General features: G+C 41.1%; 16 protein-coding genes. 12 read left to right on the top strand and 4 right to left on the bottom strand.

What is annotated here, in order from left to right:
• Positions 1–781: 781 nt before the first annotated feature.
• The 3 genes from HMPREF9706_RS07380 to HMPREF9706_RS07370 form a co-directional block, all read right to left on the bottom strand.
• Positions 782–1318, bottom strand: coding sequence for a G5 domain-containing protein (locus tag HMPREF9706_RS07380; RefSeq protein ID WP_006908745.1), 537 nt, complete (start codon positions 1316–1318; stop codon positions 782–784).
• A 56-nt stretch (positions 1319–1374) separates the two neighbouring features.
• Positions 1375–2148: a TraX family protein gene (locus HMPREF9706_RS07375; RefSeq protein ID WP_006908744.1), complete on the bottom strand. Its 774-nt coding sequence runs from the start codon at positions 2146–2148 to the stop codon at positions 1375–1377.
• A 532-nt stretch (positions 2149–2680) separates the two neighbouring features.
• Entirely contained in the window at positions 2681–3256 is a 576-nt protein-coding gene (locus tag HMPREF9706_RS07370) for a TetR/AcrR family transcriptional regulator C-terminal domain-containing protein (protein WP_006908743.1), read from the bottom strand.
• A 154-nt stretch (positions 3257–3410) separates the two neighbouring features.
• On the opposite strand from HMPREF9706_RS07370, the gene HMPREF9706_RS07365 reads away from it, so the two are divergent.
• The 3 genes from HMPREF9706_RS07365 to HMPREF9706_RS09445 all read left to right on the top strand — a co-directional run bounded on the left by HMPREF9706_RS07365 (position 3411) and on the right by HMPREF9706_RS09445 (position 8075).
• Positions 3411–4115 (top strand): ABC transporter ATP-binding protein, encoded by a 705-nt coding sequence (locus tag HMPREF9706_RS07365; protein WP_006908742.1) that lies wholly within the window; start codon positions 3411–3413, stop codon positions 4113–4115.
• Between the two features lie 7 nt (positions 4116–4122).
• Complete coding sequence (locus HMPREF9706_RS07360; RefSeq protein ID WP_006908741.1) at positions 4123–7773, top strand: FtsX-like permease family protein; 3651 nt, start codon at positions 4123–4125, stop codon at positions 7771–7773.
• A gap of 164 nt (positions 7774–7937) precedes the next feature.
• Positions 7938–8075 (top strand): helix-turn-helix domain-containing protein, encoded by a 138-nt coding sequence (locus HMPREF9706_RS09445; RefSeq protein WP_155949078.1) that lies wholly within the window; start codon positions 7938–7940, stop codon positions 8073–8075.
• Between the two features lie 81 nt (positions 8076–8156).
• On the opposite strand, the gene HMPREF9706_RS09105 is transcribed toward HMPREF9706_RS09445, so the two are convergent.
• A complete protein-coding gene (locus HMPREF9706_RS09105; RefSeq protein ID WP_006908740.1) occupies positions 8157–8339 on the bottom strand; it encodes a hypothetical protein in 183 nt (60 codons plus the stop codon).
• Between the two features lie 1213 nt (positions 8340–9552).
• Here HMPREF9706_RS09105 and HMPREF9706_RS07355 point away from each other — a divergent pair.
• The 9 genes from HMPREF9706_RS07355 to HMPREF9706_RS07315 all read left to right on the top strand — a co-directional run bounded on the left by HMPREF9706_RS07355 (position 9553) and on the right by HMPREF9706_RS07315 (position 15511).
• Positions 9553–9873 (top strand): helix-turn-helix domain-containing protein, encoded by a 321-nt coding sequence (locus tag HMPREF9706_RS07355; RefSeq protein WP_006908738.1) that lies wholly within the window; start codon positions 9553–9555, stop codon positions 9871–9873.
• Between the two features lie 18 nt (positions 9874–9891).
• Complete coding sequence (locus tag HMPREF9706_RS07350; protein WP_006908737.1) at positions 9892–11013, top strand: hypothetical protein; 1122 nt, start codon at positions 9892–9894, stop codon at positions 11011–11013.
• Between the two features lie 14 nt (positions 11014–11027).
• The gene (locus tag HMPREF9706_RS07345; protein WP_006908736.1) at positions 11028–11579 is read left to right on the top strand and encodes a sigma-70 family RNA polymerase sigma factor; all 552 of its coding nucleotides are present in this window, start codon (positions 11028–11030) and stop codon (positions 11577–11579) included.
• A gap of 58 nt (positions 11580–11637) precedes the next feature.
• On the top strand, positions 11638–11841 hold the full coding sequence (locus HMPREF9706_RS07340; RefSeq protein ID WP_006908735.1) for a hypothetical protein: 204 nt from the start codon (positions 11638–11640) through the stop codon (positions 11839–11841).
• A 14-nt stretch (positions 11842–11855) separates the two neighbouring features.
• The gene (locus HMPREF9706_RS07335) at positions 11856–12107 is read left to right on the top strand and encodes a DUF2922 domain-containing protein (RefSeq protein WP_006908734.1); all 252 of its coding nucleotides are present in this window, start codon (positions 11856–11858) and stop codon (positions 12105–12107) included.
• Positions 12108–12353: 246 nt separating this feature from the next.
• The gene (locus tag HMPREF9706_RS07330) at positions 12354–12614 is read left to right on the top strand and encodes a hypothetical protein (protein WP_006908733.1); all 261 of its coding nucleotides are present in this window, start codon (positions 12354–12356) and stop codon (positions 12612–12614) included.
• Positions 12605–12856, top strand: coding sequence for a phage holin (locus HMPREF9706_RS07325; protein WP_006908732.1), 252 nt, complete (start codon positions 12605–12607; stop codon positions 12854–12856). Before HMPREF9706_RS07330 ends, HMPREF9706_RS07325 begins: the two co-directional genes overlap by 10 nt.
• Positions 12841–13887 (top strand): glucosaminidase domain-containing protein, encoded by a 1047-nt coding sequence (locus tag HMPREF9706_RS08860; RefSeq protein WP_006908731.1) that lies wholly within the window; start codon positions 12841–12843, stop codon positions 13885–13887. Before HMPREF9706_RS07325 ends, HMPREF9706_RS08860 begins: the two co-directional genes overlap by 16 nt.
• A gap of 343 nt (positions 13888–14230) precedes the next feature.
• Positions 14231–15511, top strand: a complete 1281-nt coding sequence (locus tag HMPREF9706_RS07315; RefSeq protein WP_006908730.1) for a dicarboxylate/amino acid:cation symporter — start codon at positions 14231–14233, stop codon at positions 15509–15511.
• Positions 15512–15782: the final 271 nt, after the last annotated feature.

Here is a 15782-nt window from a genome sequence, read left to right as displayed (position 1 = left end):
GCAACAAGAGTTACAGTTCGAGCCCATTTTTGTACTCTCAGGGCAACAAGAGTTACAGTTCGAGCCCATTTTAGTACTCTCAGCACAACGAGAGTTACAATTCGAGGCCAGTTTAGTACTCTCAGAGCGATGAGAGTTACATTTCGGGGCTAATTTAGTACTCTCAGCACGACGAGAGTTACAATTTGGGACCAATTTAGTACTCTCAGCACGATCAGAGTTACAATTCGGGGCTAGTTTAGTACTCTCAGCACGATCAGAGTTACAATTCGGGGCTAGTTTGGTACTCTTAGCACGACGAGAGTTACAATTCGGGGCCAATTTGGTACTCTCAGGGCGATGAGGGTTACAATTCAGCGCCAGTTTAGTACTCTCAACACAACAAGTGTTACAATTCGGAGCTATTTTAGTACTCTCAGCGCGCTCAGAGTTACAGTTCGGGGCCAGTTTAGTACTCTCAACACAACGAGTGTTACAATTTGAGGCTAATTTGGTACTCTCAGCACATCGAGAGTTACAATTCAGGGCTAGTTTAGTACTCTCAACACAACAAGAGTTACATTTCGGAGCTAATTTAGTACTCTCAGAGCGATGAGAGTTACATTTCGGAGCTAATTTAGTACTCTCAACACGCCAAGGGTTACAATTAACGATCACGATTCTTGGCAAGCCATGAGGAGATTTATGGGGTGGGATTACCAACAAAGTATAGACGCCACAAAAAAAGAACCAAGCCCCTTCCAGTTGCTTAGTTCTTTTGCTTATTCCTATCCATCAGCCTCTAAAGGCCGATCTGCCTATTTAATCGCTTATTGACCTTAGAGCGAGGCTTAACTAATCCAACACTGGCAAGAATCGATAAGGCTGCCATCCCAAAAATCAAGCTAGGATCACTTTCGCCCGTTTGAGGCAACACCGCTACTTGAGGTTTAGCAGGAGCTAGCGCCCCTTTGTCCGCTGGACGGCTTTGAGCCTGTCCTTGAGAAGCTTTATTGCTTTCCTTTGGTTGGTCTTGAGCTTGTCCTGGAGAAGGTCGGCTTGTTTCCTTGGATGGTTGTTCTGGTTGAACTGGCTTCTCATCACCAGCTTGTCCTTGGGATGGTGAAGATTGGCTTACCAACTTGGTTCCCACTTCGATAATCTCATCGATTGGTAGACGATCATCCGCAGTATAGTCTAAGACTTTTCGAGTTACTTTCCCATTAGCATGGGTCGTCACTTCGGTAAAGGTACGTTTCAAGCCCATTTGCCCTTTTTGAATGATCCGACGCTCGCTGAAATTGATATCGCTTAAAGCGGTATAGGGAATCTTCTTCATATACCTTGCCGAGATGTTTTGTTGGCAATATAGACGTTATAAAACCTCCGTTGTTGTTATGCAAAATAGCTTATGATCGCAATAATCCACAAATGGGCAGGATAAAAAATATAAAAGAAATATTTTGTAAATTTGTTATTTTTGCCTCGTTCCCCATTGTAAAGATACATAAATGGAAGAACTGTAATAAATAACCAGTCCGAATTATATAACATCATATCCAAAGCAATCATTGGATCCTCATAATTGAATATATCACTTATAGACAACGCTGCAAGAATTACTGCATATATAATATATATCAAATTTCGCTTTTTAGGTGATCCTCTAAACAAATATGTAATAAGCATAAATGGAATTACAATATTACCACCTTCGGCAAATATGAATCCTACAATAAATACACCAATTTCCAACAACACTTGAAGCACTCTTGTTAAGCTATTTTTTACGAACCACTTTTTGGAATCCGCATTTATATTCAGAATCAATACACCCAGTGCCAGTGTCAAAAAGATATTATTATCAATATGAATATCTTTGCTTCTTAATAATACTTCCATCAAACTGTTTCCAGCAGCCATAAATACAGCCCAGCCAAACAATCTCAGATTGTATTGAATCTGACTCCTTGTATGCAGAAAACCTTCTACAGCATTAAATGCAAACCATACCGCCACGCAACGTGTTACTGCATGGAATATACCTACCAATAAAGGTGGCACCAGTCCTGGAATATGTGGCAAATGATCTAATACCATAAGCATTGCCATAAACAGCTTAATTTGAAATTGGTTAAATTGATATCGTTTATTATTTTGAACAGACATTGATATAGTCTCCTTTCTCGTTCTGTAGTCAGTATAATAAAAAACTTCATATCACCAGTTGAATATAGACATTTAGGATCAGCTATCAGTTATTGGTTATTCTTAAATTACTACGTTCGATTTTAGATTGTACAAATAGATGTTGACAATCCAATGATAGTTATAATTTAATTGATCGAATAAGCTTATCGATTAATTGTTTCCATCGTTCAATTATCTAGTTGGTCTGCTGTTTTTAAAATAACTTAAACATTTTTTACACTTACCCTTAAGTATAATTGATCAAGGCCTTTATGTAAACTCTTCCGCTATTCCACTTTTATAAAATAGGTGAGGGATTATCCCTAAATTAAACTTAATCGTCAAACCTCTAAAAAATGGAGACTACTTAACTAGAATTGAAAATTTGAAAGAATAGCTACCTTCAAAGCCTGAATACCCATAAAAAAATTAAGCAGAACGTCCCTTATCGATGACATTCTGCTTAATCTTTTTATGATTGATTATTTGTTTTAAGGATTCATCTTGGCGTTCACTCTTTATACGCCTTTAGAGAGGCAATGATGGTATTAACCGTCGTGACTTGAATAAAGTGGTTGATTTTCTCGCGAGGGATCGCCTCTTTAGCATAAATAAGTTCAATTAAAATCCCTGCCGTGGCTTCTGTAACATAGGTTGTCAGGAAATTTCTGTAATCTTCATCGATCTCGACCATTAATTCTTTTTCCGCCAGACGAATAAAGTTTCCAATTATTTCCATAAAATCCTTGGATAAAAATCTTTTTAAGTCACGCTCCCCCACAGAATTGATGATATTTGTCAGAAAATCGCGATTCTCATCAATATAATCCAGTGTAAAATTAATCGCATCATCAATATCATCAATCGTATTGTAGTCACGGACTTTCTTTATCGCCTCCTGCTCCAAAAGCCAACATAATAAATCGTAGATATAGTCAAAATGATAATAAAAGGTATTCCTATTGACTTCACTCAGCTTGGTAATTTCAGTCACTGTCACTTCTGAAAAGGACTTGTGTTTTAATAGTTCTTTTAGGGTATTTGCCAGTAAAAGCTTGGTATTATAGGAATTGATCGCGTTTCTCATAGGCCCTCCTAATCTAAGTTTTCTAAAATTCTACACCACTTTTATGCATTTGTCTAATAAATAGACACTAGTTATAAGTTGCTAATTGTACCCCTATAGTTATCTTTGTAAAATATGGTCTTACTAGTCAATAACGAAAGGAGCTATATTTAAGATGAGTTATATAAAAATGAAAAACTCTTATAAAATATATAACGAAGGCAGACAAAACGAAATCGTTGCGAATCGTGATGTGAATTTTGAAATCGAAGAAGGTGAATTGGCGATCATCCTTGGAAACTCAGGAGCTGGTAAATCAACTATCCTTAATATTCTAGGCGGTATGGATACCAATAGTAAAGGGCAAGTCATCATCGATAATAAGGATATCTCCAATTACAGTAAAAAAGAATTAACCGACTACCGAAGAAATGACGTCGGATTTGTCTTTCAATTTTATAATCTGGTCCAAAATTTAACGAGCAAGGAAAATGTGGAGTTGGCATCAGACATTGTCAAAGATGCCCTAGACCCTGAGGAAGTTTTAAAAAGTGTCGGTCTTGAGAAAAGAATGAACAATTTTCCCGCAGAGCTATCAGGTGGAGAACAACAGAGGGTAGCTATAGCCCGTGCCATTGCTAAAAACCCAAAAATTTTGTTATGTGATGAACCAACCGGCGCCCTCGACTATGAAACAGGTAAGCAAGTCCTCAAAATCTTACAAAATATGAGTCGTCAAAAAAATACCACAGTCGTCATTGTCACCCACAACTCAGCCATTGCTCCCATTGCAGACCGAGTTATTAGAGTCCGTGATGCCACGGTGGAAAAGATTGAAGTCAATCCACACCCCGCAAATATCATGGATTTAGAATGGTAGGTGTGTTATGAAATCACTCAAGAAAAGCATCATCAGAAGTTTTAAATCATCAACCGGCAGATTTTTTTCAATTTTTATGCTAATGATGATCGGATCTTTTGCCCTTGTAGGGTTAAAAGTTACCGGACCGAATATGGTAACAACAGGCGAAAACTATTTTAACCAGACCAATCTAACAGATGTCACCGTCATAGGGTCTATGGGAATTGATCGTGATGATGTGAAGCAAATCGATAAAGTAAGTGGCATCAGTCAGATTGAATATGGCTACTTAAAAGATGTATCGATCGATGACAGCAACAGCTCGATTAGAATCTTATCCCAACCTAAAGAGATTTCTAAATATATCATCCAAGAAGGAAATGACTTGAAAAATCAAACAGATATCCTTCTTTCAAAAAACTTTGAAGATCGCTATAAAATTGGGGATAAGATCAGCTTTATCGAAAAAACAGGTATCGATGATAAAATGGTCCTCAAAAATCATAGCTATAAGCTAGTAGGTTTTGTCGATTCGGCAGAATATATTTCCTATGCGAATATGGGAGCTTCCCAAGCCGGTGATGGTAACTTGACCGGTTTTGCTTATGTCATGGATGACAACTTTGACTCGGATTATTTCATGATCGCAAGAATGCGTTATGAAGATACCAACAATCTCAATCCTTTTTCTGATGAATATCGGCGTAAAATCGAAGCCCACACCGATGAACTGAACGATCGATTAAAAGACCGAGGAAGTCATCGCTTGGCAACGATCAAATCGAATATCCAAGATGAAATCGATGAGGGGCAAGCTAAGATCGATGACGCTCAAAGTAAAATAAATGACAAGCAACAAAAATTAGACAGTGCCAAAGATAAGATAGCCGATGGTAAAGATCAATTAGCTGATGCGGATAAAAAATTAAAAGACGCCAAAGGATTACTTAGTTCCAGTAAAAAGACCTTAGATCAAAAATGGCAGGAACTCCAAGCTGGAAAAGCCAAATTAGATGCTGGTAAATCTTCCTTAATCATGGCAGAAAATCAATTAAACAATGCTTTTGGACTCATTAACCAAGGCAAAAAAGACCTCGCAACCGCCCAAAATACCTTAGCCAACAAAGAAAATGAGCTGGCTAATGGCAAAGACCAATTGGCTGCAGGACTGGATCAATATGAACAGAAGAAAGCAGAAGTGGATAGTAAGAATGAACAGCTAACCGCCGCTGAAAATGAACTACAGCAAAAACAAGATCAAGTGACTAACTTATTAAACGGAATTTCCGAAGTAGAAAACAACATAGCCCCACTTGAAGCAAGAATTGATCAAATAACGATCGACCTTTCGAATCCGGATATCGATGATGAAACAAAAGAGAATCTTACCAGCGAACTCGTGGCCAATCAAGCAAATCTGGACGGACTAAAACAAAAACTTAATGAACTCAATCAAACAAAAGCAGCAATGCTTACCCCAGAGGTAGAAGCACAATTAGAAACTGGCAAAAAAGAACTCGACAACAAACGCACTGAACTTAATGTCGCTTATGAAAAATTAGGTACTGCAAAAGCCGACTTGGATGAAAAACAAGCTGAAATTGCGGCTGGTGAAGAAAAATTGGAAGCTGGCAGAGCAAATCTCCAGCAAAAAGAAGCGGAACTCAATCAAGCAAAAGCAGACTATCAGTCCGGCAAAGCTCAATATCAGTCAAGTGTCAATCTCTACACACAAAATTTAAATACCTACTACCAAGGCCTTAATAATTGGAATGCAGCTTTTGAAAAATTAAATCGCAAAGAAGCTGAATATCAATCCAATCTTGATAAATACAAGACAAATGTCAAAGAACTAGAAGAAAAAGAACAAGAATACCAAGATGGCTTGAAAGAATTTAATGAAAAATCAACAGAGGCCAACGATAAAATCAAAGATGGTGAAGAGAAAATAAAGGCTGCCAAAGAGCTAATGGATTCCATCGAAACACCTGTTTATAATATTTATAACCGACGTGAAGCGCTGGGTTCTGCTGGATATACGATCTATCGAACCATTTCAGATATTGTCGATAAGCTATCTAATATCTTCCCAGTCTTCCTCTATTTTGTAGCAGCTTTAGTCACACTTACAACAATGACAAGATTTATCGATGAGGAACGAATCAACTCCGGCACCTTAAAAGCTCTAGGTTATCAAGATAAAGATATCATTAAGAAATTTACTATCTATGGATTTATTGCTGGAATCTTAGGAACGCTATTTGGCGTCATCCTCGGTCATACGCTTCTTCCATTAATAATATTTAATGCCTATGGCAAACACTTTAGTGTGCCTAAGATACAGCTAGCCTTCTACCCCAAGCTTGTCGTGATCTCTCTCATTCTTTCTCTGATAAGTTCCGTGATACCGGCGTTCATTGTGGCTAAAAAACAATTAAATGATAAGCCAACCAACCTACTTCTACCTAAACCACCTGCAAAGGGTTCGAAAATTTTACTTGAGAAAATCACACCCATTTGGAGTAGGATGGGCTTTATCCAAAAAGTAACGGCTAGAAATATTTTTAGATACAAAAAAAGAATGTTCATGACAATCTTTGGGGTAGCGGGTGCAGCCACCTTGTTATTTGCAGGTTTTAGCGTTCAAAGATCCATTGAAGGAATTGAAACTACCCAATTCGGTGAACTCATCAATTATGATCTCATCGTCGCCTTTAACAATCAACAAAGCGATGATGATAAGAAACAAATCGACGACCTGCTAACTAGTCACCAAGTAACCAACCACACAGGATTACATTATGATAAAGTCACAAAAGTTGCCGGAGATTTCAATGATAAACAAGAAATTAATCTGCTGGTTAGTAATGATGTTGATAAGGTCAATGAATTTATTATCCTAAGAGATCGTAAATCCGGAAAAACCATTAAGCTTCCTGAGGATGGCGTGGTCATTAGTGAACGGCTAGCAGATATTACCGGAACAAAAATTGGCGATGAGTTAACCATTCAAGATAAACATGACCATGATAAAACTGTAAAAGTTGCTGCTATTTCAGAAATGTATGCAGGACACTTTATGTTTATGACCGATAAAAACTACGAAAAAGCCTTTGGCGAAAACTATGAGGCAAATGCCGAGATTGTTACACTCGCTGACAGTAGCCTTGATAATGCCAATAAGGTTGCTAAACAATTCATGAACATCGACGGCGTAAAGGGCGTTGTTTCAAACACACTCATTGAAAATCAAACCAATATTGTGGTAACCGCTCTAAACAAAATTATGTTACTTATTATCGTTGTAGCCACCTTATTAGCCATGGTAATTCTCTATAATTTAACCAATATCAACGTACAAGAGAGGATCAGAGAGCTTTCAACCATCAAGGTTCTAGGTTTCCACAATAGGGAAGTTACCATGTATATCTATAGAGAAACCATTTTCCTTACACTTCTCGGAATTTTTGCCGGCTATATTCTAGGGGACGCCTTATTTATATATATCCTAAAAATTGTCCCTCCTGCAGAAATCATGTTTAATCCCGCTCTAAGCTGGATCTCTTTTGCAATTCCATTAGGAATCATTGGAATAATCACCCTCATTTTAGGAAGATTAGTATTCCATAAACTAAAACATGTGGACATGTTAGAAGCATTAAAGTCGGTAGAATAACCAAAAGATACATATACATAAAACGAATCCTCGATTATAGTCGGTAAAATAAAATCCCCAAACAAAAAGGTTGATGACGCTTCGGCGTTCATCAACCTTTTTGTATTAACAGAAGTGATCAAAATCATTTATCTTAAGGGGATTAAGACTTTATTGAATAATCGTTGCTGCCCCATCTTCTAAGAGCTCGAATTACCCGAATCGAGAGCATCCTCAATATCGACATGAATAACAGTAGCGACCGCATGCAGCTTCAAATCGCCATCACGCTCTATCATTTATTACACTTTATCTTTTCTTAAAAGGCCACATTCAATGGGCTAATATATAACAAAAACCCGCCCTAGTTGCTGACTGCGAATAGGGCGGGTTTGATTAACTTTTTAGAACAAGAGTTGGGCTAGGGGGATACCTACTAAGACAATAATGAGGATCTCTCCTAGGACGAATAGGCTGGTATATCGATAGACATCCTTAGCTGTCACAAAATCCTTCTGGGCAAAAATTGCTGCCGCTTGACGCAATTTAGTACTCTCCGCACAACGAGTGTTACAATCCAGGGCCATTTTTGTACTCTCAACACGACGAGAGTTACATTTTGGAGCGATTTTAATACTCTCAGCACGATGAGAGTTACAATTCGGGGCCAGTTTAGTACTCTCAGCTCATCGAGAGTTACAATTCGGGCCTAATTTAGTACTCTCAACACAACGAGAGTTACATTTCGAGGCTAGTTTAGTACTCTCAACCCATCGAGAGTTACATTTCGGGGCCAATTTGGTACTCTCAACGCAACGAGAGTTACATTTTGGAGCGATTTTAGTACTCTCAGTACGATGAGAGTTACAGTTCGAGCCCATTTTAGTACTCTCAGGGCAATAAGAGTTACATTTCAGAGCTAATTTAGTACTCTCAACGCAACGAGAGTTACATTTCGGGGCCAATTTAGTACTCTCAGCACACTGAGAGTTACAATTCGAGCCCATTTTAGTACTCTCAGGGCAATAAGAGTTACATTTCGGGACCAATTTAGTACTCTCAGGGCAATAAGAGTTACAATTCGAGGCCATTTTTGTACTCTCAGCACAACGAGAGTTACAATTGGGAGCCAAATTAGTACTCTCAGAACGATCAGAGTTACAATTCGAGGCCAATTTAGTACTCTCAGCATACCAAGAGTTACAATTCGAGGCCATTTTGGTACTCTCAGAGCAACAAGAGTTACAATTCAACGCCTTTTTAGTACTCTCAAAACCCGCAGAGTTACAGTTCGGGACCATTTTTGTACTCTCAGGGCGCTCAGAGTTACATTTTGAGATCATTTTAGTACTCTCAGCACGCCAATTAACGATCAGCTCAATCAAAATCATGCGCCTAGCTTATCTAACTACTTCATCCAACGATGTTTCGTTTTGAAAACGATACCAAATAAACCGATTTTTCACTCCTCAACTTCGTCTAAAAATTTAAAAATTTATTTATTTGAAAACTCAATAGATCAAATTAGACTATACAAAATCTTATCTAAATAGCTTTTAGATCATAATTATTAAAAATCATCCAGGTCACCATTCTGGCGCTTTCATTCTAATTAAACACACTAAGTCACGCCAGTCAAGCCTTTTAGACACTTTTCTCAAAAATCCCAAAAGAATGGCGTTTTTTCATCTATCAGTAATCATATATTTACAAGGCTATCCATAATCGCTTATACTAAGCCTTGGGTCAAGGAAGCGGTATCAGTCCTAGGCCTAATACATTAAGAAAGAAGGTCATTCCATGACTAAGAATAAATCATATATCAACCACCGATTGGATGAAGCCATTCGGCGCGCAGGCTTAAATTACAAGCAATTTGCCAAATTCATCAAGGTCTCACCCAATTGTATCTATAATGTGCTCTATGGCTACAACTCTCCTTCTTATAACTTCATCTACAAGACTTGTCTTGCCCTCCAACTTAGTCCCAGAGACCTCTTTCGCACCTTCTTCTATGATGACGAAGCTCAATGTCATCAACCTTATCTGAATGACGATCTAATGAACTTTCTCGATGAGATGTCCGATAACGACAATTCCATCGACTCCAATGATCCCTAAGTGAAAGGAGGCCAAGCCATGACCATTAAACGCATTGTCGATGTTAGCTTCTGGGAAGATCCTCAAGTCATTGATCACTTCTCCATCGAAGACCGCTACTTTTATCTCTATCTGCTCACCAATCCCAACACCAGCCAATTAGGGATCTACACCCTCCCCATCAAGACCATCTCCGACAAAACCGGCTTCAGCCGAGAAGTGGTCCTCACCCTCCTTGACCGCTTCCAGGAAAAACTCCAGGTCATCCGCTATTCCAAGAAGACCCAGGAGATCGCCGTCTTGAATTCCTTACGAACCTCCATCGTCAAAGGAGGCGTCGCCGTTGAACGCTTGCTCAAGAAGGAAGTCGCCCAAGTTAAGGACCTAACCCTAATCCAGGCCACTCTAACTCATAACACCCGCTACTTCCGCCTTTCCAACCGGTCTTTCGACCAAAAAATCTACACTCTCTTACAAGAAGAAATTCAGCTGCGTCAAAAACTTTTGGAGAATCCCCAGAAGATTGACCGCCAATTCGATAATGATAATGAGAATGAGAATGAAAAGGAGAATGAATCCCTATTCGCTAATGAGAATGAGAATGACAATGATAATGAAAATCAAAATAAAAATGATAATGTAAATGTCAATGTGAATGATAATCAGAATGAGGATGCCCTGGAAACGAGCGTTTGGCCCCCTCAGCTAAGTCCGCTCTGCATAGATAGCACGGACATCCTAGCAGCCAAGCCTTCCACCTTGCTTGATGACTTGGGGCTAGATCCCAATCTCCCTCCAGCCATCTATCAATCCGAACGAGCCATCCTACGCCAACGCCTAGAAGATCCCTACCTCTTTCGGGAGGGGGTCATCAACAATCCAGACTTGACCTTAGACCAGGACATCATCCAACCCTTTTTAGACTTTTGCCAGGAAAAGGGCCTCTCCTTCAGCCGGACAGAACTGGTCGCTTATAACCAGTGGCTCCTAAAGCTGCCCTTTGATATGGTCCGCGAAGCAGTCCTACGATCCATGGACAAGGAGGAAGTCTTTTACTACTCCATGAAGATCCTCTGGAATTGGCAGCGACTCAAGTTCAAAAGCCTCTTCCATGTCTTTGAAAACCAAAGCCGCGACTACTTACCGAATAGTGCATACTAAGAAAGGAGCCTCCCATGTTAGATGATCACCATGCCCGTTTAATTCTCGACCAATTCGAAGCCGTCATCCACCAAGTTCTGCGTTCCTACCAGGTCGATCCACGGTCCGCTGACTACCCCGATTATGTCCAGGAACTGCGCATCAAATTGCTAGAACTAGCTAAGAACTTCGATGGCCAACCTTTGAAGCTAGCCGATGACCGTTACCGCTTTGTCTATTTTGCCAAGCAAGGACTCAAATGGCATCTCTTAAATCTCTTTAAGAAGTCGCCCCAAGAGGTCAGCTTTATGGCCGACCCCGTCCTTATCCCCGACACCAGCTGCCCCTTTAGTGAAAAGGCCGAAGCTCGTATCAGTCTGGACCACTACCACCAACAAGTCCGGTCTTACCTCAATGACCGTGAATATTGGATCTATCGAGCCTTGATCGATGACCAACTCAGCCACCAAGAAATCCAAGACCAACTAGGGATCAAGCGGTCAACCTACTACAAGTATCGCCAAGCCATCCAACGAAAGCTAGCCGACTTTTATCCCCAACTCAAACAATGCGTGGACACTTTTTAGGAAATAATTGTTTATAGGGTGTAGCTACAAAAAACAAACATCCCAAGGAGGAATTACCATGTCACAAAAAACATTCAAGTCCGGTCGTTTGAGCTTGAAGAGCTTAGACCCTGAAAGCAAGAAGACAAGTTCTGTCTCACTAAACGGTCTGACCGAAACCGCCACGGTTGACCAAGTCCAAGGTGTCAAAGCTGCCATTGATAACCTGTTAGATATCCCTAGCCAAACGGTTGAAGGTGTCTACACCTATCAGTTCAACTAATAAGGAGGTAACTTATGGAAACTAAAAAAGTATTCGAATTGAAATTCTTAGACCCTACTGGAAAAGAACGTAAAATTACCCTCTCTCGCCCAGCAGAAGGGCTTGACGCCCAGACAGCTAAGGCTGCCATGGATGCCATCGTCCAAGCAGACATCTTCCAATCCGCCGAAGGTGTAGACCTCTATGCTCAAGCCGTCTCAGCCCGCTACGTGGTTCGCTCTGTCGAAGAAGTCTACGACGCCCAAGCTGACCCTGTATCTGCCTAAGACTCCCCCTAGAGGCTGTGACTTTCGAGTTACAGCCTTTTTTAATACCACTTATCAAATGAACTAGTGTGCGTTAGTGTTAGGTAAAGGTGAGCTGGCGCAGTCTGTTAAACGTGCTTCAACTTGCATCCCCTGAGTTCTAAGCAAATCACATCCTGTGCGATTTTCAATCGCCCTGTCCATGCTTTGCTTAGCCTACAGGGGATAAACGCAAGTTGTCGCACTCTTACTAGAAAGGAGTTTTTTATGTTTTTGATTGAATTGGGTGGTTATGCGGGGGCTTTGTTGGCTCTTGTTAGCTTGTCTCAGAAGATCTATCAATTGATCCACAAGGTTCAGGAGGTGTTGGATCAGATTCATCAGCTTCAAGAAGACCTGGCCGGCTATCAAGAAAGCCTCATTCCCTTGCAAAAACAAGTCACCCAGCAAACCAACCGTCTCAACACCCTAGAAGCCATTCTCTATGCCCCATTCCCCTTAGAAAGGAGTTCCCAACCATGCCCTTAAGTAACCGAACTTATGACCTAGGCAAGTGGCTAGTCCTCGTCTTCCTGCCAGCCCTGGCCGTCCTCATAAAAGGACTGGGACAGATCTATCCGCTGCCTCATATTGACCAAGTGGTCATGACCCTCAATCTGTTCGCCGCCTTCTTAGGCACCCTACTTCAGATCTCCAGCCAGCACTACGATCCTCAAGATCCTCAGCACCCCATCCCCATCGAAGGAGACCGCCTATGCCCCAACTATTAGAAAAAGTCGCCCCCCTCTTTCAAAAATACCCCTCGCCCATCTCGGTAGCCACGCGGATGGCCCAATTCGTGGTCGAATCTGGGGCCGGCCAATCGCCTCTCTACCAAAAATCCTTCAATGGTTTTGGAATTAAGGCCTCACCACCCTGGCAAGGCCCCCAGGTCCAGCACAGCTCCCTAGAAGCTGATGGCAAGGCTCAAGCAAGTTATTTTCGCAAATATGACTCGCTGGAGGCCTCCATTAAAGACCACGCCAGCTTCTTCACGTCAACCCCATACCGACGGGATGTTGCCTACAAGAAGGCCATTGAGGCTGGCACTTACCAAGAAGAAGCCCAAGCCCTAACTGGTATCTATGCCGGTGATCCGAATTATGGGGACAAGTTGATCCAAGTCATTGAACTCTATCAACTCACCCAATATAACTTGGCTCAAGCCCCTGCCCCTTGGCAACCCCAAATAATCGACCGCCGTGACCAAGCCCTGGGTGGTCAAGCCTATGACCGCCCTCGCAGTGCCATAAAGACCATTGTCTGGCATTACACAGCCGTTCCTAGAAAGTATCAACGCAAGATCTGGGACCATGAGCAATATTGGAAGAATCAAAAGGGCTGGGACCGAGGTGGCTATCACTATTACATCGACAGCCAAGGCGTCCTCTACCGCAACTACAATCTGGAGCGGATCACCTGGGGCGTCGCCGACCACAATGGCGATACCGTCCACATCTCACTGGAAGCCAATTCCAAGACCGATTATTCACCGGAACAGATCAAGACCCGGGACTGGATCACTCGCCAACTCATGGCGGAGTTAGCCATTCCCGCCAGCCAAGTTAAAGGCCACTGGGAGGTCAATAACAACACCGCTTGCCCCGGTTATAACCAAGCCGAGATGGACGCTTTTCGTAAAGCATTAGCCCTTCCCCCAAAAAATCCAAACTGTAAACCAGCAAGTTCCCCCACCGTCCAGCCAGACAGCTACCTTATCTGGCAAGGCATCAAATACCAATTGGTCCCAGTTAACGACTAAGCCCCAAAAAACCGCCCCTTGTGACACACGAGGGGCGGTTAGTATTTTCTTCAAATTTGGAAGAAAACTTATTAAAAAAATAAAAAATATCCCTGCTTTTATATAATAATTCAATCAATAATTCGGATGAAAACTAAGGATAACTGTTTCATTTGTGATAATATAAACAAGGATCATTTAGGATCCAAATGCTGCATGAAAGGAGGAAAACAGAGCGTAAGACCCCTTTATCTAACCGCATTCATTGCAAATAAGGGAGGCTTACTGGATTTCCCCCTTCTTTAAAAAAGTTGGGGCAAGAAGTTCCTAGGAACTTTATAAAATATTTAAGGAGTGTTTTTTAATGGTAAATAGTTTACTAGCTCTGGCGCTAGCTTTAGTTTTTTGCATAGGCATTAATGAATTAAAGAAGCGAAAAGTCTCCTTCATGATTCGGATTCTCCTAGCTACCGCTCTAGGAATTATCGTAGGCGTGCTTTTCAAAGGACACACTGAATACGTGGCTATTTTTGGTCATATCTTCACTAATTTATTACAAGCCTTTGTTATTCCGCTATTATTATTTTCTATTATTACGACCGTGGCTTCTGTAGAATCCATCGCCAAGCTTAAATCTCTTGGCAAAAATACGATCGCCATTTTAGCGTTACATAATATTTTAGGATCCATCACGGCCTTAATTATTGGTAAATTGGTCGGTCTTGGCTTACACTCATCAATCAAGATGGATGTCGCTGATGAGATCAAGGAAGTTCCTTCTTTTGCGGAAGTGGTAGCTTCATTCTTCCCTAAGAATATTGTCGACAGTATGGCCAACAATAAGATCGTCCCCATCGTGGTCTTCTCAATCATTATTGGGATTGTCGTCTTAAAATACACCAAAAAAGAAGAAATCAAGCCCTTTGTTGACTTTGTCAATGCAGGGAGCAAGGTGATGAGCCATATTATCGGGGATATCATTCAATTTACCCCTTATGCCGTTTTATCCTTAATCTCTAACCAAGTGGCGACCTTAGACTTAAGCTTTGTGAAGGACTTATTATTCTTACTCTTATTGATCTATGTAGCTTGCTTCTTCCATACCTTTATTACTTCTACGGCGATGATCAGCTTGATTGCACGGGTCAATCCATTCAAATTCCAAAAGAAATTCTTCCCTGCTTGGTTAATCGCCTTCACCACACAAAGTTCCTTGGGAACCTTACCAGCTAATATTAAAGCGCAAGAAGATATGGGGGTTCCTACCGAGATCGCTTCCTTTGCAGGATCGATTGGAACCACCTTTGGAATGCCAGGATGTGCCGCTATTTGGCCTGTCTTATTGGCAATCTTCACCATCAATGCCTTGAATATTCCTTTCACCACCACGCAATACATCATTATGGTGGGATCAGCCTTAATTGCTTCCTTAGGAACGGTCGGCGTCCCAGGAACCGGAACCATCCAAGCGACCGCCTTATTTACAGCAATGGGGCTACCGCTTGAAATGATCTTAGTCCTAAGTCCGATTGCCGGAGTTGCCGACATGGGTCGGACGTCAACCAATGTGCATGCAGCTGGATCAACCGGCTTTATGGTTGCCGCTTTGCAAAAAGAATTAGACTTAGACAAGTTCAACGCCTAATTAGCAGACCATACTGAGAGGGGTCCTTTCGTCCCCTCTTTTTTGGTGACAAAAAGCACCTTGAAAGTTTTTTAATTTTAGGCCTATAAAGCGCAAAATTTGCCTTGAGATCTATTTATATTAGTGAGGGGGACTAGTCATCGACTAGACTAACCAGTCCTTCAAATAACAAAAAGCTGCGGGAAGCAAATGAAGTGATCCTTAAAAGTTGGACCAAAAATCTAACTTTTTGAGGGCACTACAAAACTTCCTGCAGCTTTTTTATTGGGGC

This window comes from Facklamia hominis CCUG 36813, from assembly GCF_000301035.1.
GTDB classification, from domain to species: Bacteria; Bacillota; Bacilli; order Lactobacillales; family Aerococcaceae; genus Facklamia; species Facklamia hominis.
The sequence above is the reverse complement of the archived record's forward strand: the minus strand, read 5'-3'. Positions and strand labels throughout refer to the sequence as shown.